Origin of the sequence: Chroococcidiopsis sp. [FACHB-1243] (assembly GCF_014696895.1) — a bacterium.
GTDB lineage: Bacteria > Cyanobacteriota > Cyanobacteriia > Cyanobacteriales > Chroococcidiopsidaceae > Chroococcidiopsis.
Genome location: NZ_JACJQX010000015.1, coordinates 66,398 through 88,303, shown reverse-complemented (window position 1 = coordinate 88,303; position 21,906 = coordinate 66,398). Strand labels below are relative to the sequence as shown.

Here is a 21,906-nt window from a genome sequence, read left to right as displayed (position 1 = left end):
ATGGATTTACCCCTGGTCTACCATCCCGATTACGTCGTTCCCTTACCCGATACTCATCGCTTTCCCATGCCGAAGTTTCAGTTGCTTTACGAGTTACTGATAGCTGATGGCGTAGCGTATCCAGAACAATTTCAGATTCCCGAACGTCCGCCGCAAGCTTGGATTGAGTTGGTACACGTACCAGAATACGTCCAGGCTTATTGTACCGGGACGCTAGATGCTAAAGCACAGAGGCGCATTGGATTACCTTGGAGTCCAGCTTTAGCCAACCGTACTTGTGTTGCAGTCGGGGGAACTGTTTTAACCGCCAAGTTAGCGTTAGAGTGCGGATTAGCTTGCAATACAGCAGGAGGAACCCATCATGCTTTTCCCGCTTATGGTTCTGGTTTCTGTATTTTTAACGATTTAGCGATCGCCACTCGCGTATTACAAGAATTAAATCTCGTCCGCAAAGTTTTGATTGTAGATTTAGACGTACATCAAGGCGATGGCACTGCTTTTATCTTTCAAAATGACCCCAGCGTGTTTACGTTCTCGATGCATTGCGAAATTAATTTTCCTGGGACAAAACAGAAAAGCGATTTAGACGTGCCTTTACCAGAAGGCATGGAAGACGATGAATATTTGCAAACGCTAGCTCAATATTTACCAGATTTACTATCAAGGATTCAGCCAGATTTAGTATTATACGATGCCGGAGTCGATCCGCATATAGGCGATCGCTTGGGGAAATTAGCTTTAACAAATACTGGTTTATTTCGCCGCGACATGCAAGTTTTGAGTACCTGCGTTGCGGCTGGCTATCCTGTCGCCTGCGTCATTGGTGGCGGGTATGCAGAAGATATGACATCTCTCGTTTACCGTCATTCCCTCGTCCACCGCGCTGCTAGCGAGGTTTTTCATCAATATCGACTGTGAAAGGGAGTAGGGAGTAGGGAGCAGGGAGCAGGGAGAAAGAGAGCTGAGGGAGAGAAGGGAGCAACTACCCATTACCTATTACCCATTACCATCCGCGTTCATAGCGGTTTTCAATTGGGTAAACACACGATCTGTAGGGGCGCACAGCTGTGCGCCCCTACAAATGTCACGCACGCAATCGAGAATTGCTCTCAAATCAGACTATCCTAAAATTATCCCAGTCTGTTTATTGTCAACCTGATGCCAACCAACTCTCAATCCGAGCGCAGCTTAGAAACCACCAGCGATGTCGCCGTCACTGAATCATCCTCGCTGACAGCAGAACAATATCGGCAAAAAATGCAGCGCCGCCAACAGGTACAACACGATCGCGTTGCTAAAGCCTCAAAAGAAAAAGGCTTAATTATTGTCAATACAGGTAACGGTAAAGGGAAAACCACAGCAGCTTTAGGTATGGTACTGCGATCGCTCGGACATGGCTATCGAGTGGCGATCGTGCAATTTATTAAAGGTGCTTGGGAACCTGCGGAAAAAGCTATTTTCAGTCAGTTTGGCGATCGCTTAGAGTTTCATGCTATGGGAGAAGGTTTCACTTGGGAAACCCAAGATCGCGATCGCGATATCCAAAATGCCAATACAGCTTGGCAAAAAGGATTAGCCTACATCCTCAACTCAAACTTTAATTTGGTGTTATTAGATGAAATTAACGTAGCGCTTAAACTGGGATATTTAGAAATAGGAGAGATTTTAACTGGATTGGAGCAAAAACCAGTCAATAGTCATGTTATTTTAACGGGAAGAGGCGCACCCGCCGCGTTAATCGAAAAAGCAGATTTGGTCACGGAAATGACTTTAATTAAACATCCTTTCCGCGAACAAGGTGTTAAAGCTCAACCAGGAATTGAATATTAACAGTTATTAGTGGCTAGTAACTAGTGACTGGTGAGTGGAATCAAGCCACTAGCCACTCACTATTACCAATTACTACTTCTTAGAAAGAATGATCCATACAGCGTGAACAATACCTGGAACGTAGCCTAGTAGTGTTAACAGAACATTAATCCAAAAATCGATTCCCAAACCTACTTGTAAAAAAACGCCTAGTGGTGGTAAAAAAATGGCACACAGCAACCGAATAATGTCCATTTCATCCTCCCATGTAAATGTGCAAAAGTAACTTTCTGGCTGAAATAAGCATAGATAAGCTACCGTATTTTTACCATTCTAGGTTGACATAATTGCTAAAACCGTGACATCACCATTGAGATAGATTTGGCTCTAACAACGATCCAAAATCTAAAATATAACATCTTCTCAGCCGCCACTAATCTTGACTTTGTAACCTATTTGAGTCAAAACTTGCAGTAGTTTTTGCTTGTGATCGCCTTGAATTTCAATTTCATTTTCTTTCACCGTACCCCCAGTACCGCACTGAGATTTGAGTTGTTTGAGCAATGCTATCAAAGTTTCTGGCTTGGCTTGAAAACCAGTGATGACAGTGACAGTCTTTCCCTTACGTCCAGCACGAGAAGATTGGACGCGCAGGTTTTGCTGAGAGGGTGGTAAGTCTGGGACAGCTCTTTCTGTAGCCGCCGAGTTATCGCCACCAAATTCGCGGTAGACGATTTTTTCTTGTTTGTTAGAATTAGACGATTTACGCTTCTCAGTTGACATAAATGCGATCGCTCTATGGGTAAAGATTTTTGTAGTGCCTGTAACTATTCCACTGTAAAACAGTCTAGTGCAAGAAAGCAGATGGCAAAAAGCAGAAGGTAGAAAGAAACAATGGAGTAGGGAGTAGGTAGTAGTGACAAATGACAAATGACAAATGACTATGGAAATTAGTGTTTGGAAAACGAGAGCTTTACTAATATTTCTTCTATCTTTATGCGTTGCTGTAGCACTTTCTCTATCTCCTCAAACACCACAGTTACAGCAAATAGATGCATCTGTTTTACCTGCGATCCCCGTTTCCTACAAAGAGACAATTGTGCCTCCACCTGAAGTTACACAGCGCCAGGAGCAACAAAATGCCAATTCTCCCAACGAGATACAGGTAGCCAATGCTGCTACTGCTACCAGCTATAAACCAAGATATCAGATTACCTGGGCGCATCCGCTCAACTATGGCGATCGCTTCGCCACAGATATTTACGGCAAACCAGTCTACAACAAACCGATTATCGTCCTGCACGAGACTGTTTACTCCGCGGCTTCTGCAATCAATACCTTCCGAACTCCACACCAGCAGGACGATAAACAAGTAAGCTACCATACCCTAATTGGGTTAGATGGTACGGTAATATACATAGTCCCGCCAGAAAAACGAGCTTTTGGAGCAGCCAATTCTGTCTTTATAGGTAGTAATGGAACCGAAACCGTCAAAACTCACCCCAACCTAGCATCTTCAGTCAATAACTTTGCCTATCATGTCTCCCTAGAAACTCCAGTAGACGGACGCGATCGCGTCCGTCGTCACAGTGGTTATACTCAAGCTCAATATAAATCTCTCGCTTGGTTAATTGCTCAAAGTAAAGTCCCTGATGCAAGAATTACCACACATAAAGCAGTCGATCGCTCTGGTAGTAGAAGCGATCCGCGCTCTTTCGATCGCCGGAAGTTTCTCAGTTTGTTGCACTCTTATAGAGGAATAAGTCGTAAGTCGTAAGTAACTGATAACTGAAAAAAATGGCTTTAAAATTCGATGATGAATTCAAACATCGCCTTTTGCCTCAAGCAACTACTTTAGTTGAAAAGGCAGTAGGAACGGCTGATTCAGTCGTACTTGAAGCCCTACTTGATGCCTGCAATCTTTTGGAAAACAGCTCAAATAGCGATGCACCCATAGTGGCGATCGAGCGCGATGTCCGCACTGAAACGGGAACTTATCATTTATTCGTCCGCCGCCTCAGCACTAGCATTCCTATGGGTAAATTCCAAATTTTGATCGTCCGCGAACTAGCATCTGGCTTAATTCAGTGAGCGGTTATCAGTTATCAGTTAATTTCGACTTGCTTCTCACCAATCACCAACTACCAACTACCAATTACTATAGCAGTCCTATTTGATTCGTGAAAAAATTTAAGTACAGTAAAGTGTGTTATCGTGCCGCGTAACGCACCACTTATGCGTATAGGAGTGCGTTACGCCATCATGCTAACGCACCCTACGTAGATTTCAAAAATCAAATATGAGTCCTATAGTTTTAATTAATGCTCGAATAAATCTTTGAATTGTAACAAATCAAGTGTAACTATGGTTGGCAAAGTTTGAAAGCAGGTTTGCGCGAGTTCCCAGCGTTCTTCTCGTTTGAGCATTTCTGTGAGTTTTTGCCGCAATGAGATTAGATAACGGACATCGTTTGCAGCGTAGCGGAGTTGTTCTTCAGATAAATTTGCTGCATTTCCCCAGTCAGAACTTTGAGCGCTTTTATCAAGTTCTACAAGTTCTAATTCTTGGACTAATTCTTTCAAACTGTGGCGATTTGTGTAGGTTCGTACTAATTTACTAGCAATTTTTGTACAAAAAATTGGTGCAACTTGAATACCGAGATGATGTTTTAGAGTGGCAAGATCGAACCGTGCAAAATGAAAAATTTTCTCGATATTTGCTTCTAATATTTGTTTTAAATTAGGTGCGTCCGTTTGTCCTTTGGCAATGCGGACAACTGTAACTCTGCCCCGATTATCGCACAACTGTACCAAGCAAAGGCGATCGCGGTGGACGAGCAAACCCATTGTTTCCGTATCCACTGCAATTGCCTTAGCATCCATAAATTGAGCCAAAGCCTCATTGCTCAAGTCGCGATCGCAAATCTGAAAATCTTCCCCTACCATTGCCTTACCTAGATCTTTCGTTACTAAAATACTACAAGGGAGTAGGGAGCAGGGAGTAGGGAGCAGGGAGGGACAAGGGGGACAAGAGGGCTACCAATTACCAACAACCGTCAACTGTCTCCCGTTTCCTCAATTTTAACTTTTAACTTTTGACTTACGACTTACGACTTACATACGACTAACAAAAGAGCCAACCTTGCTCAACAATTCAGGGGTGGTAAATCCTTTGGTAAGGTAATCTGTTGCACCAACGCGCCGCGCTTCGTTACTCCATTCTTCTGATAAACGGGAAGAAATGACAAGGGCGGGTAACTGCATGCCTGCTTGCCGACAGCGATCGATCAGGGTGAAACCATCCATCCCTGGCATCTCAATATCGGTAATTAACAAAGCTGGTACAGGATGGCTAGAGAGCCAAGTCCATGCTTCTAAACCGTCGCGACAAGTCTCAACTGTGTAACCGTTTGCAGTCAAACTTGCTTCAATTCGCCGCCTCACCAGCGCTGCGTCATCAACAACGAGAATAGTACGACTAGCAGCAGGAAGTTCGGCAAATATTTCTGCTAGATCGAAGTTGGGAACGACAGTGCGATCGCCATCTCCAATGGGATTCATCCACAGATGTGCTGCTAGAGATGCAGGTTCTAAAACCGCGATCGACGTTCCATCAGTTTGTAAAGTTACCCCCATCATCCCTATAGGTGAAATTAACGGACTGGGTAAAGGCTCAATTAATAATTCTGACTGTTCTAACAAGTCATCTGCTAGTAACCAAGCGTCTCGTTCAGCTGCCGTGGAGGAGAAAGTAGAACGAACCCGCAAGCAAATGGCTGTATCTGACAACGGACGGTTTGCTCTCGCTCCTGGTTGCCAGTATTCTAATAAGTCAAGACATGGCATTGAAGCTTCATCTTGAGTTACAAACCAGTTAGGAGCGCTCGACATCGGGTCGCGATCGCTGGGCGTTGCTGATAAATTACTCCAAAGAGTTGTGGTGACAATCTCTTCCGCAGGAATGGCAAAGTTGCGATCGCCTGCCTGTACCAAGACGCAGCGTACTAATAAGTGCGGGACGGGAACCTGCATCTGAAAAGTTGTCCCTGCTCCCAGTACCGTTTTCAAGTTGAGATGTCCGCCGATGCTAGCAATTTGGGTGGCAACTACGTCCATCCCTACCCCGCGTCCAGAAATGTCACTCACTTCGCTACGAGAGCTAAAGCCAGGTTGACAGAGAACGGCAAGCAAATCGGCGGGGGTATCGGTACGAGTCAGGGGTAGTCCTCGCGCTTGGGCAAGTTGGGAAATCTTGCTGGCATCAATGCCACCTCCGTCATCTTGCAAAGATAGCAGGTAAAATTTCCCCTGGCGGCGTAGCGATAGAATAATCGTGCCTTGTTCTGGCTTCCCTAATGCTAGGCGATCGGCAGCAGGCTCTAGAGCATGGTCGTAGGCGTTACGCATTAAGTGTAATAGAGCTGGCTCTAGGTGTTGTACCGTACCAGCATCGAGTTCCAAGTGTTCCCCCTGTACGATTAACTGAGCCGGCTTACCAAAGCGATTAATCAGATCGCGGAGAATACCTTTCGCCCGAAAACCCAAAACCTTAAATGGGATCAGCCGACTTTCTTCTACTGTTTGTTGGAGGTTGAGGACATTGCGATCTAACAATTGCAAACTATCTGCTGTTAGCCGCGAACTTGTCGCTGCTTCTGCGCCCAATTCTGACAGGCGCAAACTCACTTCTAGCAGGCGATTGACAATCGTATAACCTTGACGATATCGCTCTAAAACTGGAGCCGTCGATAAACTAGAGCGCTGTTGCTGTAAGTTATCTAAAAGGGCGTAATCGTCTTGAACTTGTCGTAACTGCGTCAGGTATTGCACGCTATCTTGCGCCAGCGACAGCAGTTGTCCGATTTGCGTCTGCAACGATTGATAAAATCCTTGTACTGCCCTTGCAGATAATAGCGTCTCCACCAAACGCTGAGACGATCGCTCCAAGCGTTCTAGAGGGACGGGAACTTGGATATTTGTTTCGGTAGTTGGTTGTTGGTAATTGGTAATTGGTTGTTGGTAATTGGTAGTTGCTCCCTTGTCCCCCTTGTCCCCCTTGTCCCCTCCTGCTCCCAGCTCGTCCCTGCTCCCTGCTCCCTTCCCCGCAGGCAACTTCCCACCTTGTCTGGCACAGTCTTTTAACAGGGGGAGATATTTCAACCATTGCGATCGCCAGAAATCGGATTCGGGGCGGTTGAGTAAAGCTTTACTGTAACGTAGCAAGTCTAACCAACCAGCCTCAAATTCTAAATCGTTACCGATTTGTATGAGTTGCTGAAGCGTTTGTTTTGCTATTTTGATAACTTCTGGAGGAACTTGACCGCGATCGGGCAGTTCTTCTATTGCCATTTCCAAGTCCAGCACGACGAGATCGAAGCCTTGTTCGGCAAATTCTTGAAATAACTTCGTCTGTTCGTTGGCTTCCGGTAAGTAGAGTTGCTGAATTTCTTGGCGTAGAGCTGCAATACGATCGACGCTAGGTTGGACGGCAGCGATCGCCGCTTCTCCTGTTGCCTCAACTTGCAAACTCGCAGTCAGAAGCTCTCCCGCCTCTGCCAGCATTTGTGACAGCTGACCGTCTTCTAGCGGAGGTGCAATTTGCAGGTAGCGCAAGTCTGAAAGTAAGTCCTCTAGAATAGTTGAGACATAAAGAATCCCATCAGCACCCACCGTCACGGCTCCACCCTTGATCGTGTGGACGCAGCGATAAGTTTCTTGAATGTCTGCCGTCCAAGTTTGAGGCTGAAGCTTTTGGACGAGATTTATGTATGTTTGCAGATAAGTTTGAGTATCAACAGCAAACATACTGCGCAGCTCTTGCTGTAATTGCAGCTCGGCTACGTCAACAAAATCTGACTCAGCAGCAGTGGAGCTATGTTGTTCCAACATAATCGGGTATATGGGTGTAGTATATATTTACTGATAACTAGTTACTGTGTAGAGGTGTTACATGTAATGCCTCTACACTGCTCCCTGCTCTCTGCTCCCTGCTCCCTGTACCTCTTCAGAAATACGGAAGAAACTGACTTTTTCCAATAACGTCCGCGCCATGTTGTCAATTAATCCGGCTTGTTCCTGGGTGAAACTAGATTGCTGTTCTGTCTTAGCAGCTACCGTCGCAATTTCTTCAATCGATCGCAGTGTCGTTTGTGCTTCTGCAGCGATCGCTTGGCTAGATGCTGTTACTTGTTGTCCTACCTGTGCCACGCGATCTGTCACGTCTTTAATCAGCTCGAATACGTACTGCGATTGTTCTACACTACCAACGAATTGATTCACTGAATGGCTGATGCCTTGCACGTCTTGGTTAATCCCAGACACTACAGTTTGAATTTGAGCTGCTTGCTGCTGCAACATTAGCAAACCTTGGTTTGTTTGTACGGCAAGATCGTTCACTTGAGTCGCGATGGTTTCAAACTCGCGGGCAACACTAGCAAATTGGTCGGGGTCTTGCTGTCCAGAGGCACGCGCGGCAATCATAGAAGCATTTAAAGCAAGTACCCGTGTCAGTGCGGCAACTCGTTTTTGGTCTTTGGCAAACTGGGCAGCTGAGGTCACGAAGTTAGTTAATATTTGGGCGCGTTTGACGATTTGCTCCGTCCCTGAGTGGAGAACTTTAATTTCTTCGGTCAGTTTCACCATTTCCTCCTGTCCTTGGGTAACAGCGATTTGTGCCTGTTGCACGGCTTGGTCTGATGCCAATGCTTGCTGTGCTGTTTGTTGGGACAAATCCGAGAAAGTGACAACTGAGGCTTGCACGGCGTTAACTGAGTGTGCCTGCTGCTGTGCTTGTTGGGCTGTTACTGCTGCTAGTTGTTCTAGCTCTGTCGAGCCCTGAGTTACTTGTTGAGCGGTAGATAACACCGTCGCCATAATTCGAGCCAGTTCTTCAATTAGGCGGTTGAGGGTATCTGCTACGAGTCCAGTAGCGCGATCGCTTACTGGTGCTTGTACCGTCAAGTCTCCGCCTTCCAGTGCTGCGACTGCATCAAGTAGATGACTCACATCTGATTGTAAGACGTGGCTCTCCTGTTCGATCGCCTCTTTCAATTGCTTAATTTCAGCAGTCCCTTTTAAGTTCTCCAATAGGTCTTGGATTTGGTCAGCCATCTGATTAATATTGGCTCCTAGCATTGCCAATTCGTCACTGCCTTTGACTGCAAGACGTACATCTAAATCGCCCGCTCCCAACTTTTGGACGGTTTTAGTCGCCGCCTCAATTGGTTGGAGCGATCGGTTGACTAAAAGCACTGCGATCGCGCTTACTGCAATTGCTGCTGCTAGAGTACCAAGGGCAAAAATTTGCGCCAAGCGATTGTTGACTGCAAAAGCAACGTTTCGATCTGACAGAATAAAGCCATCCCAACCTAGATCTGGTAGTCCTTGTTTTACCTCAAACGGAGCATATCCCCCAACCACATAACGCTGTTCTGAAGGTTCGTAAGCCTCTGCTGGTGCAGCTTTTCTAGCTTGGCGCAGTTGTGGAAAAACAGAGAGATGTTTGGTGGCATCCACGCCTAAAGTGTCTTCCTCTTCATTAGTGACAAAAACCTTGCCTACTTTATCGACCAGATGATAGGTTCTATCATTCTCACCATAGCTTTTAACCAGATCGTCCAGAAATCGAACTGGCATTTGGGTACGCACGACCCCAATGATTTTATTAGTGACTGAATCACGCACGGGTGCAGCAAAATAAATGACAGTTTTACCCGTAGATGGTGCAACTCTGGGTTGGGAGATAAATCGCTTTCCAGTAGCAAGGACGGCTTGAAAGTAATCTTCGCTTTTATGGCTGCCAAGTTTAGCCCCTTGGGAAACTAAGAGATTGTTGCCGTTTAAATCGATGAAGGCGATATTCTCATAGACTTCATATGTTTCGGCGTAATTGGTGAGTACCTGCGAACGGTCTTTTACAGAAACGACTTGCTTCACTTTCTCATTTCGCAAAATTGGCAGGTTGCTGAGAGCTTGAATATCGCCGTAACGCTCAAACAGAAAACGCTCAACTTTGTCCATCATCGCCACAGTTTCTTCCTGCTTGGCAAGCTCAATTTGCGCGTCTAACATATTGGCTGCGATGAGATTGGCTGCGATCCCAGTAACGACTACAGGTAACGTACCAATTGCTACTGCTGCCAAAGTGGTTTTTAAACGCAAACTCAACCCTTTTTTGATAGAGCGGTTGGCATTACTTGAAGGTGATGGAGCTGCATTGTTAGGAGCAGATGGTAAGCCGAGGTCTGATGAATTCGTTGTCATAAGAGCAGGAAAAATGACTGGATAAGCAAGTCAAAAGTTAAAAGTTAAAAGTCAAATATTCGTAGGGGCGGGTTTAGCAAAGAGATCGATTACAGAGTTTTTTCCAAACCTGCCCTTAGAGCCATCTATAGGGACGATATGCCGCAGAGCAGTGCGTTAAGTTGTTGTCAGTTCGATAGCAACAGCATCTTCAAATTCAGACAATAATTCCAGATCTGAAAAAGTTGCATTTTGCTTCAAGGTAGATTCAGGTAAGCGGAAGAATTGAATACTGCTGAGTAGTTTGCGCGATAGCTGTTGCATCTGTTCCGATTGCAGGCGCGTACTCTGAGTCAAGAGCGCGGTACGTTTGGCTAGATCGGCAATATCATTCATTGCTTGAGCTGTAGACTGGGTAGCGTGCAGAATTTCATCACTAGAACGAGATACACCTAGTCCAGCCTGTACGACCTCTACGGTACTACTGCGGACGTTACTAAACACTTGGTTCGACTGTTCCACACCCGTCGTAAAGTCGCTCACCAATCCACCCAAGCCTTGTACTTCGCCGTCAATTGCCGATACTACACTATGAATTTGGTCGGTACGCTGTTGCAGAGTGAAGAGTCCTTCGTTGGTCTGCTGCGCTAGAGTACTGACCTGAGCCGCGATCGCCTCAAATTCTCGCGCTACAACTAAGAACTGTCTGGGGTCGCGCTGTTCGGAGGCGCGAGCTGCTACCAGGGTGGCGTTTAAAGCTAGTACTTGAGTCAAAGAAGCAATCTGGCTTTGGTCTTGCACGAATTGATCCGCTAGACCGACAAATTCACCCAGAGTTTTCATTTTCTGAATAATTCGGTCAGTCCCTTGACTGAGAACGTCAATACCTTTAGTCATCGCTTCCAGCGCAACTTGACCTTGTTCCACTGCCGATTGCACTTCGGTGAGAGATTGATTCGAGCGATCGACCGTTCCCGCAGAGTCTTGCGCCGATTGTCCTACCTGCTGGGTTAACTGTAGTACCTGTTCTACTTCTTGCGCTTGGGTTGCGGCATTATTTGCTACGGTTTCAGCTAGCTGTCCCAAGGCACTAGAACCAACGGAAACTTGTTCTGCTGCGGCATATACCTGAGCCAGCACTTGTCCGAGTTTTTCTAACAGGCGGTTGAGGGTGTCTGCCACGAGTCCAGTAGCGCGATCGCTTACATCAGCTTGTACCGTTAAATCCCCTTCTTCTACTGCCGACACCACGTCGAGGATGTGAATCACCTCCATCGACAGCGCTTCTCCTTCTTGTTGGTTGAGTTCTGCTTGTTTGAGTTGTTCCTGTGTTGATACCGACCGCGATACTTCATCCCGAATCCGATCTTCGTTAGCCGCAACCTGTTTCAACAAGTTAAAAAACGAAGTTGACAATCTGCCAATCTCGTCTTGCTGCTGCATTTGCATTTCGGTCTCAGCATCCGCTTGTGCTAGCTTGTTACATTCATCTAGAATTGGGCGTAAGCGACGATTGAGGCTGCGCACGAAGAGTAAAACTACGGCTGCTAGCAACAAACCCGCACCTAATGCACCAGCGATGGTAATTGTCAATACTGGACCTATAACAACTCCTTCTGGTACTGCTGCCATCATCAACCAATTGGTGCTGGGAACTCTTTGATAAGCCCAGAATTTACCTCCCGTCCACAATAGTCCCGATCGCTCTTTTTTGTCTGGCGATGATATTTTCGACCAGATAACTTTGAGTTCTGGAATGGTTTCGTATCCGCTCTGATTTTTGGCACGATCGGGTGCAGGTGGGTAAGACATGAGTTTACCCTGTTCGCTGGCGAGGACAAAATAGCCCTGGTTACGAATCACAGATTTGGAGATCTGGTCGCTCAAAGCCCCTAAGTTTACGTCGATCGCGGTGATACCAAGGATTTTATTGTTGCGATCGCGGATTACCTTACTAAAACTGGTCATGGGGATGTTATACCAGGAGTAAGGCTCAGTCCAGCTTTCGCTTCCCTGGGCTATGGGATCTTTAAAGTACGATTGAGTTGGATAATTGTCCTCCTTGAACAAATCCACCTGGAAGAGTTGGTCGTAAGGTGCAGCTAGACGCTTACCTGGCTGCTTGGGGTCTTTTTGGTCTATGTAGAAATATGTTCCATGCCATTGACGGTCTGGAAGAATTGCATAAGCCGTTTGTTCCATTGCCATACCCATAGCCAAAGTAGGACGTTTGCGAAAAGCTTCTAGGAGCAAACTGTCGTATAGCTCTGGATTTAAAGTTTTCTTGCTGCTCAATAACTCAGATGTACCAGCCAAATCGCGCATCGATTGCTTAACCGGTTCTAACTTACCTTCAATTGAGGTTATCTCAGTGTTTAAGTTATCGCTAATCTGTGTGAGGATTTGTTGTTTTAAGGACTGATAGAAGAAAAAACTAATACCACCGAGACTAACTAACGCACCGCCCATGACGGAGATAAACAGTACTGTACCGATGGAGTTAAACCGAATTTTTCGCCCAGGACTGTTTTGCGGGGCAGACGAGGAAACGGTAGGTTGATTAGTAGCCATATGATTGAGAATATTGTTTATAGAAGAAGGGAGTCGGGAAAGAGAGCTGAGGAGCAGAGGAGGCAGAGGAAGCAGAGGAGGCAGAGGAAGCAGAGGAGATAAAATCATTAACTGGTCACTGGTCACTGGTCACTGTCATCCCACACCCCACAACGCCAGTTGCTCATGGGGGGAACCCCCAAGACCGCACTAGCTCCCCCACACCCTATTTACTGGTCACTGGTCACTGATAACTGCTCCCTTTATCAAGTCGATCGCCATCTCAGGGGTTGCCACAATGAATCTGCTAAGAGTTCCGGTTTGAACAGTCGCATGTTTGGTTCAGTATTTGACTGCGCGGCATCAAATAAATCTGGTGGTAATTGGGAATGCGATCGCATCCCCAAGGTGCGATCGACAACTAACCCCAGTCCTGCTTGTTCCGCCGCCGCAGCGCTTAATTGCACCACTGTCAGTCTTTCTGCGGCAAAACCCTTAGCAACACCCAAGAGTTGACGCAGAGAAACTAACGGCATAACGTGACCTGCATGATGGAGTACCCCCATCATCACTGGCGAGTAGAACGGCATCACCAGGATCTGCGATCGCTCGATAATTGGAATTTCTGCCACTAGAGTCAGTGGCAAGACAAAAGTAAATTGTTCGACTTGGGTGAGGATATATCGCTGTTGCTTTTCCTCAAGCTGCATCGATCTATCACTTTGGACGATCGCGTCAGGAGAGGGATTCATTAGCGTACCTTTTGTAAAGCTTGCTCAACTGTCTCCCGCGTCACGGGTTTAATCAAATAATCATCTGCTCCAGCCCGTTTCATGCCATAGTCAATCTCCAGTGGAGTTTTTTTAGTCGAACAGAAAATGACGTGCTGCTTTGCAGTTTTCTGATTAGAACGCACCTCGCGCAAAAACTTGTAGCCGTCTTGTTCTGGCATCACAATATCTAGAAATACAGATGCATAGTCTCGATCTGTAAGCATTTGCATAGCTTCCTTCGAGTCGGAACAAGCATCGACTTGATGCCCTAAACCTTCTAATAAAGAAGTGAGTAAGTGGCGATCGACCGAGCTATCATCAACAACTAAAAATTTCATGAGTTTGTCGTCCTTTCGTGTGGTTTAATTGACCTTAATATTTAGAATTCCCATCAACAGTTGTCAGTTATCAGTGAACAGTTATCAGTTGTCGTAGGGGCGGGTTTTGCGCGTAGATTAATGCTGAAGTCATAATTTTTTTTGCTAAACCCGCCCGTACTAGTGCAGAAAGAAAGGGTATAGGGTATAGAATTTAATCGTGAATTGCGCATAAAATTACACAACCATATCTTTAGTGGTGGGGGCTATTTCAAATAACATTTGCCGCAAATCTGTGCGAAATGTTGGCACTTCGGCAGGGGTACGGGGCTTAGCTAAAAACTTGCAATTTGCCCACTGCGCTCGCCATTGGTTGGAAACAGATTTTTCGGCTGTCAGTAACACCAGAGGCAGGGATGCTAGTTGGGGTTGTCGTCGGATTTGCTTAATCAGGTCGAATCCAGAAGCTCCTGGCATATTGATATCGAGAAAAATTGCTAGGGGTTGAGATTCCATCATTGTTTGCACCGCAGTGAGGGCATTGTTGGAATACTTCACTTGGTATCCCCAACCTTCTACGAGCTGACGAAATTGCTGGATTAGTAGAGGCGAGTCATCAACAATAAATATTTCTGCAGAAGATTGAGAATTGCCAGAAGTGTTAACGGACTTTTCTATTTCTACTAAGCCTCTTTCGATCAAACGGCTAAAGAATTTTGCGACTTCTAAAGGATCTTTTCCCATCGTGCGGGCGATCGCCGCTAAATTTTTACCTGGTTGGACTAAGTTCTGTAACTGCTGCTGTTGTGCTGTTGGCATAGCAGCAGCTGCTATTGCCTCCTGTTTCAAGATCAAAGTGCTGTCGAGGGAAGGAATGTATTTTTGCAGTTGCTTCCATTGACTTTGGCGGTTCGAGGCTTCTACAAACAAACCACTCAATTCAAAGCCGCGAATTGGAGTATTGACAACGAGTTCGGGTTCGGAAAAAAACTGGGCTTGTCCGCCGTAGTCAAATAAATATGTATCTAAATCGATGAGAATTTTTTGCCGCAGTGCTTGCGTTACGTCGTCGTGAGTCACCAATTTCATATTGACCATCTCGACGACAATTTTGCTTAAAGGCGTGCCTTCCTTACTAGATAATTCCTGTTGTAGCTGTCCAAATGCTTGTTGTGCTTGTGGTTGGCGCAGTTGAGGTATAGATTGATTGAGAGTTGCCAAAAAAGGCTTCCACGCTGCTAGTTTCTCAATTCCAGAGGAAATGACCCGCCCTTGCACGACTCCTAGATAGCGAGGCTGAGGAATACGAGAGCGCTCTCCTTTGCTTAATTGAATTTGCCAGTACCCTGTTAGGGTATCGTCAAAAACTTGCTTCAGTCGGTCGGTTAGTTCTGATGCCCCAAACGAAAAGCTTAAATTTGATTGCATACCAATTATTTATCCGCGAAAGTCCCTATACTCTGGCAACCCTAGTTTTCTCGCTTTTATAGTTCCCTAAATTTTCAGATTCCTAACATCTTCGTCAAGAATTTAAGTGCAGGCGATCGCGGCAACAAAGGACAAAAGCTATCTATACTTTTTCTTAAGAGTCACTAAACAAGCGGGTTCTCCGTCTTTAACGAACATAAAATCTTTTCAGATATTGACAGTAAGAAAGTGTTAAACAAATCTATATTTTTGCAGCGCTGTTTTCAACTTATCGCAATTGCCTTTGGCTTGTGGTTGATTTTCGATCTTGTCAGCCGTCTGGGGGCAGAGATTTTTTGGTTTCAAGAAGTCGGTCACTTGCCAGTATTAAGACTGCGACTATTAACCCAAGGTTTATTATGGGCGATCGGCATTGGTGTCACGGCTTTGTATTTGCTGGGTAATTTAGTAGTGGCTGAACGCTGGATCGGGAGCAGGGAGCAGGGAGTAGGGAGCAGGGAGGGACAAGGGGGACAAGGGGGACAAGGGGGACAAGGGGGACAAGGGAGACAAGGGAGCAACTACCAATTACCCACTACCAATTACCAACTACCAACTACCAACTACCAACTACCCCCACACCTATTTCTCCCCCTAGTCTTGCTATTAAGTCTGTTAGTGGGGCTGTTGTTGTGGCATTACGGTCAAATTGCTAGGCAGTACTGGCAAACTGACTTGAATTTACCGAATATATCGCCGCTGATTCCCAAGTTATTTAGACCAGCATCAGTTTTTTCGCTAGGCAAACGATTGTTTTCTCAAAGCTGGGCGCTGGGAGTGTTGGCAGGATTAGCGATCGCGCTATTATTCTATACGCGCTTTTTTCTGTGGGCGATCGCGATTGTGTTCAGTGGAATTTTTGGTCTAGTTCTGTCTGAGAATTGGGCAAGAATACTGAAATATTTAAATCCCACTACTTTTAATAGTGCCGAACCCGTTTTTAATCGCGATATTAGCTTTTATATCTTCACCCTCCCATTAGGAGAATTATTAGAATTTTGGCTAGTGGGAATGTTTTTATATGGTTTAACTGCTGTCGCCCTGACTTATCTTTTAGCTGGAGATAATTTAAGTCAAGGGCGATTTGCCAGGTTTACGCGATCGCAGCAGCGACATCTAGAGGGATTAGGCGGCTGTTTCATGCTAGCGGTTGCGCTCAGTTATTGGTTGAACCGCTATGAATTACTTTATTCTCGCCGTGGCGTGTCCTTCGGTGCAGGTTATACGGATGTGACGGTACAGCTACCAGCCAATACTTTCTTAAGTTTATTGGCAGTGGCGATCGCTATTTTTTTGTTCTGGGGCGCAGTTTTTGGTTATCCCAAACAATTCAGACGCAAGTTTTTAATTGGAAGCGTTAGTACGTATTTACTGATTGCTTTGGGAACTGGTACGCTATTACCCTCAGCCGTGCAGCGTTTTGTCGTACTCCCGAATGAATTAGAACGAGAACGACCCTACATTCAGCGAAGTATTGGATTAACTCGTCAAGCTTTTAACTTGGGAATCGATAACCGTACCTTCGATCCACAAAATAATCTTACCTATCAAGACATTCAAGTTAACGACCTTACCATTCGCAATATTCGCCTGTGGGATCAACGTCCTCTATTAGAAACAAATCGCCAATTGCAACAGATCCGACTGTATTATCGGTTTCCCGATGCCGATATCGATCGCTATACCTTACTACAAGATACAGTTGCGCGCCGACCTAGTGCCGCACCACCATCTACAACCGAACAACAGCAAACTGGTGTAAATGCAGTTAACACGGAGACAAGGCAAACTCTGATTGCCGCAAGAGAGTTAGACTATAGCGCCGTACCCCAAGAAGCACAAACATGGGTAAACCAACACTTAATTTACACGCACGGCTATGGTTTTACCCTCAGTCCCGTGAATACGGCGGCTGCTGGGGGACTACCGGAGTATTTTGTCAAAGATATCAGCGACACAACAACTGATGGCAGTACTCTGGCTGTCTCTAGCGAAGCAATCCGCGATAGTATTCCCATTGGACAACCGCGAATTTATTTTGGGGAAATTACAGATACTTATGTCATGACGGGTACGCAGACAAAAGAATTAGACTACCCAAGTGGCAATGATAATGTTTATAACGTTTATGACGGTCGAGGTGGGATTAATATTGGTTCTTTTTGGCGACGGTTGCTATTTGCTAAGTATTTAAACGACTGGCAAATGTTATTGACGCAGGATTTCACACCCCAAACGAAGCTACTATTTCGGCGTAATATTAATCAGAGAATTCGGGCGATCGCTCCCTTTATCCGCTACGATCGCGATCCCTATTTGGTAGTTGCAGATGCAGGAGATCGGCAAAGTTATCTTTACTGGATTGTCGATGGATACACGACGAGCGATCGCTATCCCTATGCCGATCCTGGTAATGAAGGAATTAACTATATTCGTAACTCAGTTAAAGTTGTTATCGATGCCTATCACGGTACGGTCAATTTTTATGTTGCCGATCCTAACGATCCGATAATTAACACTTGGCAAAAAGTTTTTCCTGGTTTGTTTCAACCGTTAAACAATTTACCAAAAACTTTGCGATCGCACATTCGTTATCCACAAGACTTGTTCAGCATTCAAGCAGAACGGTTGACGACATATCACATGACCGATCCTCAAGTGTTTTATAACCGAGAAGATCAGTGGCAAATCCCTACCGAAGTCTACGGCAGTGAAGCAAAATTAGTCGAGCCTTATTATTTAATCACCAGTTTACCTACTGTACCGTTTGAAGAATTTATCCTTTTATTACCTTATATTCCCAGTCAAAGAACGAATTTAATTGCTTGGTTGGCGGCGCGATCGGATGGCGATAACTACGGCAGATTGTTGCTGTACGAGTTTCCCAAACAGCGGTTGGTTTATGGTCCAGAACAAATTGAAGCAAGAATTAATCAAGATCCGGCTATCTCTCAGCAAATTTCGTTATGGAATCGACAGGGTTCTAGAACAATTCAAGGAAATTTATTGATAATTCCCATAGAACAATCGCTGTTATATGTCGAACCACTTTACTTAGAAGCAGCGCAAAATAGCTTGCCAACTTTAGTACGGGTCATCGTGGCTTATGAAAATAGAATTGTGATGGCAGAAACTTTAGAGCAAGCATTAAAAGCTATTTTTCAACAAAAAGAAACACCCGCAACACCAATTATTCGTCCGGTGGAAGAAAACAACTGAAAATATCGCAAAAGGCAGATGGCAGAAGGAAAAACCTTGTGGGTAAGAGATTATAGGTAACTTTGATATCTTAACAAGTTCACTCTTTGCGATAAACCTCTATTTCGGTTCAATTGCTTGTTTGAGGAATGACTCGATAGTTTGCAAAGGAAGAAACATTTGTAAAGGAGAGTCAAGACTCTCAAAACCATAGCGTAAGTAATAGGCTTTAGCTGTTTCATCTTTAGCATCCACAAACAGCCCTATTCCACCCGCATTTTCTGCTACAACCAGCGCCCGCTGCATCGCTTCAACTATTAAAATTCCTCCAATTCCTTGTCGTTGCCAATTCTTGCCCACTGCTAAGCGAGCTAATTTTACCCCTGGAATTAGGGAAGGATATTTCTTCGCCCATTTTTGGGGCAGTTCTTGTAAGCGTACTTCGCACAAAGTCAAGGTAAAAAAACCAATTATTTCTCTAGGACAAGTGCAATCGATGAGAACAAAGGTACGAGAAATGCCTTTCTGGATATGTTGCCGTGCTGTCTGTTTCAGAAATTGGTTAAGGGCTTCGTTACCACAGTCAAATTGTTCGCATTCGTGAGATTTATCGAGTAGTTGAATGACTTTCACTAAAAAAATCTTGGTGTCGAGCAATTGCTGAGAGCAATTTTTGATTGGCAGCAGGCGGGTTTTCTAGTGAATGAAAAATCTTGTCTGCATCTTGTTGTGTAATGCTAATTATCCGTTCTGCTTCTAGAACTTTTTGGGCTTCTTTGAGGGCTGCTTGGATGAGAAATTGGTTCAAGGTAGCACCAGACAAATCAGCAGCTTTTTGCAATGTTTCTTTGACTGAAGCAGAAACCCTTGCCGTGACTCGTTCATCATTTTGAGGACGGTTAGGCATGATACATTTTGGCTTTTATAGCGTTATTATAACTGAAGTGGTGACAAAATGACACCCGTTTTTGCTTTTTAGAAGAACCACAGGCGATCGCTGTAACTCAATTAGAACAACCCCATCAATCCGGTACTTCTATTACGCAGCTAGAGGTCGTCCAATCTACTCAAACAACGCAAACAGTAGTCCAAAAAGCTTTGACAGACTTAAAAGCCCAAGAAACTAGAGCGGGTATTCGGATTAATTTACCAGAAAATATTTTGTTTGATTTCGATAAATCGAATATTCGTCCTAGTGCTAAACCAACGCTACAAAAACTGAGCCTACTACTAAAAAACTATGCCAAAGCACCCGTGACCGTCAACGGGTATACAGATAGTAAAGGTAGCGGCGCTTACAATCAGGTGCTTTCTCAGAAGCGGGCAGAAGCTGTCGAAAACTATTTAGCGCAAAACTTTAGTATTAATAATAGCCGCATGACAGCTAAAGGTTGGGGTGAAAAACAGCCCATCGCCCCGAACGCGAAATCCAATGGTGCAGACAATCCCGCAGGAAGGCAGAAAAATCGGCGGGTAGAAGTGATTATAAGTCGTAAGTCGTAGGGGCGCACATCTGTGCGCCCGTACTAGGGAGTTGTAAGTATTTCACACACCATGCACCACGACGCGGCTTTATTGCGCCGTACGACGGCGCAACCGCCCGCAACACCCCACGCACCACGCGCCACACAGCTATCAACTATCCATTACCCATCACCGTATAATCTCCCGACTTCCCGCCCGTTTTACTCACCAAATGTATCGCTTCAATTTGCATCGATTTTTCTAAGGCTTTTGCCATGTCGTAGAGTGTCAAAGCAGCAACGGAAACAGCAGTGAGTGCTTCCATTTCTACACCCGTTTCGGCTTTGGTTCTGACTGTGGCAATAATTTGATAGCCAGGAAGTTCGGGATCGGGAGTAATTTGGACTTCGACTTTTTGTAGGGGTAAGGGATGGCACAGGGGAATGAGATTTGATGTTTGCTTGGCTGCCATAATTCCAGCTAGTCTTGCCGTTCCCAAGACATCACCTTTGGGGGCGTTGCCAGCTTGAATTGCTGCCAAAGTATCTGCTTGCATCCTCACTCTACCAGAGGCAATCGCTTCTCGAACTGTTGGCTGTTTGGTAGAAACATCTACCATCTGAGCTTGCCCTTGCCGATCCAGATGAGTCAAATTAGCAGCAGAAAAATTTTCTTGTGTCATTTAGTCAAAGTGTGTGTTACTATAAGTTTCTGGCAAGGGTGTGTAGCTCAGTGGACTAGAGCACGTGGCTACGGACCACGGTGTCGGGGGTTCGAATCCCTCCTCGCCCGTTTTTAATTTATCAATTTGTAGGGGCGCACATCTGTGCGCCCCTGCTTTAGTTATGCGCCCCTATTTTAATGCGTATGCATCCTGACCCCTGCCCAAGGCGAAACGTAACGAGGCTGGAAAACTTTTGCTCGAATGGGTCAAAAAGATGAGTAAAGCGAGGAAAGTTAACCCGCCAGCCGCACCAAACATCGCCCGATAACCAACTTGTTCGGCAATTAAACCTAAAAAGGGACCCGCGATCGCAATTCCGACATCAAACCCCACCATACACACGCCAAAGATTCTCCCCCGTTCGTCTGGCTGGGCGCGGTCTACCAGTAGTGCAGCAATGGTAGGCAATAGCATTCCTGCCCCAGCCCCTTCGATGATTGCTGCCCATAAAAACAGACTGGCGTTGGTAGCTTGCCATAGTATCAGCATCGATACCGAGTAGAAAATCAAACTAATGGAAATAAATAAACCCCTGCCGTAACGGTCGGAAGCTCTTCCCGTAATCAAGCGCACGACAAAACTCGCGATCGCGGCTGCGGTATAAAATAAGCCTGCGTTTAAATCTACTTGAGTCGCTTTAATAAATAGGGGTGCAAAGGTACTTAAAGTTCCGAAAGCTAAACCAACGAGTAATAAAACGATCGCGGGGATACGCAGTCGCGGACTGAATAATAAACTCCAAAACCGATCTGCTGAAGGACTTTCGGTTGTCACTTTCGCGATCGGTGGATTGTAGACTTGGGAAGTAAACAAGATGCCCAAAAATCCCAACCCTGCCGAGAGGAGAAAGAGAGGCGCATAGCCAGCCCCAGCTTGTAAAAAACCGCCGATGGCGGGTCCCACTGCCATTCCAATCGCAGTCACTAAACTCATATAACCGATAACTTCACCGCGATGTTGGGGGGGTGCAATATCGGCAACTAGGGCGCTGTAGCCCGTGGTGAAAGCGGCAATACTAATCCCGTGGAATGCCCGCAGTGCCATCAATAAAGGCAAAGATGTAATGACTAAATAACCTAAAGGAGCGATCGCGACTACAGCCGTGCCGATATATAGCACTAGCTTACGACTGCGGCGATCGGCAAGCTGTCCCAACCAAGGACGAAATAATAACAGTCCAATGGCAAAACAACCCATCACCATACCAATTTGTTGCTTGTTCGCCCCCACATCCTCGATATAAAGGGGCAGAACGGGCAATAATGCTGTCAGACTAGACCAGAAACTCAGCCCAGCACAGAATAAAATCAGCAAATTTCGCCGCAAACTGCGATCGAATTTCAGAAAAACGTTCAAGGTTTAAC

20 protein-coding genes and 1 tRNA gene are annotated in these 21,906 nt (G+C 45.5%); 7 read left to right on the top strand and 14 right to left on the bottom strand.

Going from position 1 to position 21,906, the window contains the following annotated elements; all coding sequences use genetic code 11:
* Positions 1–918: a histone deacetylase gene (locus H6G17_RS13235; protein WP_192157791.1), complete on the top strand. Its 918-nt coding sequence runs from the start codon at positions 1–3 to the stop codon at positions 916–918.
* 240 nt (positions 919–1,158) lie between these two features.
* Positions 1,159–1,830 carry a cob(I)yrinic acid a,c-diamide adenosyltransferase gene (gene cobO, locus H6G17_RS13230; RefSeq protein WP_192157789.1) on the top strand — a complete coding sequence of 224 codons (672 nt, stop codon included), beginning with the start codon at positions 1,159–1,161 and terminating at the stop codon, positions 1,828–1,830.
* Positions 1,831–1,902: 72 nt separating this feature from the next.
* On the opposite strand, the gene H6G17_RS13225 is transcribed toward cobO, so the two are convergent.
* Together H6G17_RS13225 and H6G17_RS13220 are read right to left on the bottom strand one after the other, a co-directional pair.
* The gene (locus H6G17_RS13225; RefSeq protein ID WP_015154571.1) at positions 1,903–2,064 is read right to left on the bottom strand and encodes a YqaE/Pmp3 family membrane protein; all 162 of its coding nucleotides are present in this window, start codon (positions 2,062–2,064) and stop codon (positions 1,903–1,905) included.
* A gap of 168 nt (positions 2,065–2,232) precedes the next feature.
* Positions 2,233–2,592, bottom strand: a complete 360-nt coding sequence (locus H6G17_RS13220) for a translation initiation factor (RefSeq protein ID WP_192157787.1) — start codon at positions 2,590–2,592, stop codon at positions 2,233–2,235.
* A 160-nt stretch (positions 2,593–2,752) separates the two neighbouring features.
* Here H6G17_RS13220 and H6G17_RS13215 point away from each other — a divergent pair, with 160 nt between their 5' ends.
* Complete coding sequence (locus H6G17_RS13215) at positions 2,753–3,586, top strand: peptidoglycan recognition family protein (protein ID WP_192157878.1); 834 nt, start codon at positions 2,753–2,755, stop codon at positions 3,584–3,586.
* Positions 3,587–3,606: 20 nt separating this feature from the next.
* Positions 3,607–3,900 (top strand): hypothetical protein, encoded by a 294-nt coding sequence (locus H6G17_RS13210; RefSeq protein WP_192157785.1) that lies wholly within the window; start codon positions 3,607–3,609, stop codon positions 3,898–3,900.
* A 227-nt stretch (positions 3,901–4,127) separates the two neighbouring features.
* Here the strand turns inward: H6G17_RS13210 and H6G17_RS13205 are convergent, their stop codons facing one another.
* The 7 genes from H6G17_RS13205 to H6G17_RS13175 form a co-directional block, all read right to left on the bottom strand.
* A complete protein-coding gene (locus tag H6G17_RS13205) occupies positions 4,128–4,754 on the bottom strand; it encodes a ribonuclease D (protein WP_192157783.1) in 627 nt (208 codons plus the stop codon).
* Positions 4,755–4,922: 168 nt separating this feature from the next.
* A complete protein-coding gene (locus H6G17_RS13200) occupies positions 4,923–7,697 on the bottom strand; it encodes a response regulator (RefSeq protein ID WP_192157780.1) in 2,775 nt (924 codons plus the stop codon).
* 72 nt (positions 7,698–7,769) lie between these two features.
* Positions 7,770–10,070, bottom strand: coding sequence for a methyl-accepting chemotaxis protein (locus H6G17_RS13195; RefSeq protein ID WP_192157778.1), 2,301 nt, complete (start codon positions 10,068–10,070; stop codon positions 7,770–7,772).
* Between the two features lie 156 nt (positions 10,071–10,226).
* Positions 10,227–12,620, bottom strand: a complete 2,394-nt coding sequence (locus H6G17_RS13190; protein ID WP_192157776.1) for a methyl-accepting chemotaxis protein — start codon at positions 12,618–12,620, stop codon at positions 10,227–10,229.
* Between the two features lie 245 nt (positions 12,621–12,865).
* The gene (locus H6G17_RS13185; RefSeq protein WP_192157774.1) at positions 12,866–13,351 is read right to left on the bottom strand and encodes a chemotaxis protein CheW; all 486 of its coding nucleotides are present in this window, start codon (positions 13,349–13,351) and stop codon (positions 12,866–12,868) included.
* Positions 13,351–13,710: a response regulator gene (locus tag H6G17_RS13180; RefSeq protein ID WP_015154562.1), complete on the bottom strand. Its 360-nt coding sequence runs from the start codon at positions 13,708–13,710 to the stop codon at positions 13,351–13,353. The genes H6G17_RS13185 and H6G17_RS13180 overlap by 1 nt, the downstream gene beginning before the upstream one ends.
* Before the next feature lie 216 nt (positions 13,711–13,926).
* Complete coding sequence (locus tag H6G17_RS13175; protein ID WP_192157772.1) at positions 13,927–15,117, bottom strand: response regulator; 1,191 nt, start codon at positions 15,115–15,117, stop codon at positions 13,927–13,929.
* Positions 15,118–15,345: 228 nt separating this feature from the next.
* Between H6G17_RS13175 and H6G17_RS13170 the strand changes: the two genes are divergently transcribed.
* Positions 15,346–18,375 carry a UPF0182 family protein gene (locus H6G17_RS13170; protein WP_347276428.1) on the top strand — a complete coding sequence of 1,010 codons (3,030 nt, stop codon included), beginning with the start codon at positions 15,346–15,348 and terminating at the stop codon, positions 18,373–18,375.
* A gap of 99 nt (positions 18,376–18,474) precedes the next feature.
* On the opposite strand, the gene H6G17_RS13165 is transcribed toward H6G17_RS13170, so the two are convergent.
* Positions 18,475–18,987, bottom strand: a complete 513-nt coding sequence (locus H6G17_RS13165) for a GNAT family N-acetyltransferase (protein WP_192157769.1) — start codon at positions 18,985–18,987, stop codon at positions 18,475–18,477.
* Complete coding sequence (locus H6G17_RS13160) at positions 18,962–19,261, bottom strand: DUF1778 domain-containing protein (RefSeq protein WP_192157767.1); 300 nt, start codon at positions 19,259–19,261, stop codon at positions 18,962–18,964. The genes H6G17_RS13165 and H6G17_RS13160 overlap by 26 nt, the downstream gene beginning before the upstream one ends.
* A gap of 191 nt (positions 19,262–19,452) precedes the next feature.
* Between H6G17_RS13160 and H6G17_RS13155 the strand changes: the two genes are divergently transcribed.
* Positions 19,453–19,857, top strand: coding sequence for an OmpA family protein (locus H6G17_RS13155; RefSeq protein WP_192157765.1), 405 nt, complete (start codon positions 19,453–19,455; stop codon positions 19,855–19,857).
* Here the strand turns inward: H6G17_RS13155 and H6G17_RS13150 are convergent.
* Both H6G17_RS13150 and moaC read right to left on the bottom strand, forming a co-directional pair.
* Positions 19,838–19,993 (bottom strand): hypothetical protein, encoded by a 156-nt coding sequence (locus H6G17_RS13150; protein ID WP_192157763.1) that lies wholly within the window; start codon positions 19,991–19,993, stop codon positions 19,838–19,840. The genes H6G17_RS13155 and H6G17_RS13150 overlap by 20 nt on opposite strands.
* Positions 19,994–20,500, bottom strand: a complete 507-nt coding sequence (gene moaC, locus H6G17_RS13145) for a cyclic pyranopterin monophosphate synthase MoaC (RefSeq protein WP_192157761.1) — start codon at positions 20,498–20,500, stop codon at positions 19,994–19,996. It abuts the gene before it with no gap.
* Positions 20,501–20,536: 36 nt separating this feature from the next.
* On the opposite strand from moaC, the gene H6G17_RS13140 reads away from it, so the two are divergent.
* Positions 20,537–20,610: transfer RNA gene (locus H6G17_RS13140), tRNA-Arg, on the top strand.
* A gap of 61 nt (positions 20,611–20,671) precedes the next feature.
* Here H6G17_RS13140 and H6G17_RS13135 read toward each other — a convergent pair.
* Complete coding sequence (locus tag H6G17_RS13135; RefSeq protein ID WP_192157759.1) at positions 20,672–21,898, bottom strand: MFS transporter; 1,227 nt, start codon at positions 21,896–21,898, stop codon at positions 20,672–20,674.
* Positions 21,899–21,906: the final 8 nt, after the last annotated feature.

Excerpts from the sequence above, each read along its gene's own strand:
- H6G17_RS13220 (WP_192157787.1), bottom strand. The coding sequence starts at position 2,592 with ATGTCAACTGAGAAGCGTAAATCGTCTAATTCTAACAAACAAGAAAAA.
- H6G17_RS13195 (WP_192157778.1), bottom strand. The coding sequence starts at position 10,070 with ATGACAACGAATTCATCAGACCTCGGCTTACCATCTGCTCCTAACAAT.
- moaC (WP_192157761.1), bottom strand. The coding sequence starts at position 20,500 with ATGACACAAGAAAATTTTTCTGCTGCTAATTTGACTCATCTGGATCGG.
- H6G17_RS13185 (WP_192157774.1), bottom strand. The coding sequence starts at position 13,351 with ATGAATCCCTCTCCTGACGCGATCGTCCAAAGTGATAGATCGATGCAG.
- H6G17_RS13215 (WP_192157878.1), top strand. The coding sequence starts at position 2,753 with ATGGAAATTAGTGTTTGGAAAACGAGAGCTTTACTAATATTTCTTCTA.
- H6G17_RS13235 (WP_192157791.1), top strand. The coding sequence starts at position 1 with ATGGATTTACCCCTGGTCTACCATCCCGATTACGTCGTTCCCTTACCC.
- H6G17_RS13205 (WP_192157783.1), bottom strand. The coding sequence starts at position 4,754 with ATGGTAGGGGAAGATTTTCAGATTTGCGATCGCGACTTGAGCAATGAG.
- H6G17_RS13190 (WP_192157776.1), bottom strand. The coding sequence starts at position 12,620 with ATGGCTACTAATCAACCTACCGTTTCCTCGTCTGCCCCGCAAAACAGT.
- H6G17_RS13210 (WP_192157785.1), top strand. The coding sequence starts at position 3,607 with ATGGCTTTAAAATTCGATGATGAATTCAAACATCGCCTTTTGCCTCAA.
- cobO (WP_192157789.1), top strand. The coding sequence starts at position 1,159 with ATGCCAACCAACTCTCAATCCGAGCGCAGCTTAGAAACCACCAGCGAT.
- H6G17_RS13180 (WP_015154562.1), bottom strand. The coding sequence starts at position 13,710 with ATGAAATTTTTAGTTGTTGATGATAGCTCGGTCGATCGCCACTTACTC.
- H6G17_RS13200 (WP_192157780.1), bottom strand. The coding sequence starts at position 7,697 with ATGTTGGAACAACATAGCTCCACTGCTGCTGAGTCAGATTTTGTTGAC.
- H6G17_RS13175 (WP_192157772.1), bottom strand. The coding sequence starts at position 15,117 with ATGCAATCAAATTTAAGCTTTTCGTTTGGGGCATCAGAACTAACCGAC.
- H6G17_RS13160 (WP_192157767.1), bottom strand. The coding sequence starts at position 19,261 with ATGCCTAACCGTCCTCAAAATGATGAACGAGTCACGGCAAGGGTTTCT.
- H6G17_RS13225 (WP_015154571.1), bottom strand. The coding sequence starts at position 2,064 with ATGGACATTATTCGGTTGCTGTGTGCCATTTTTTTACCACCACTAGGC.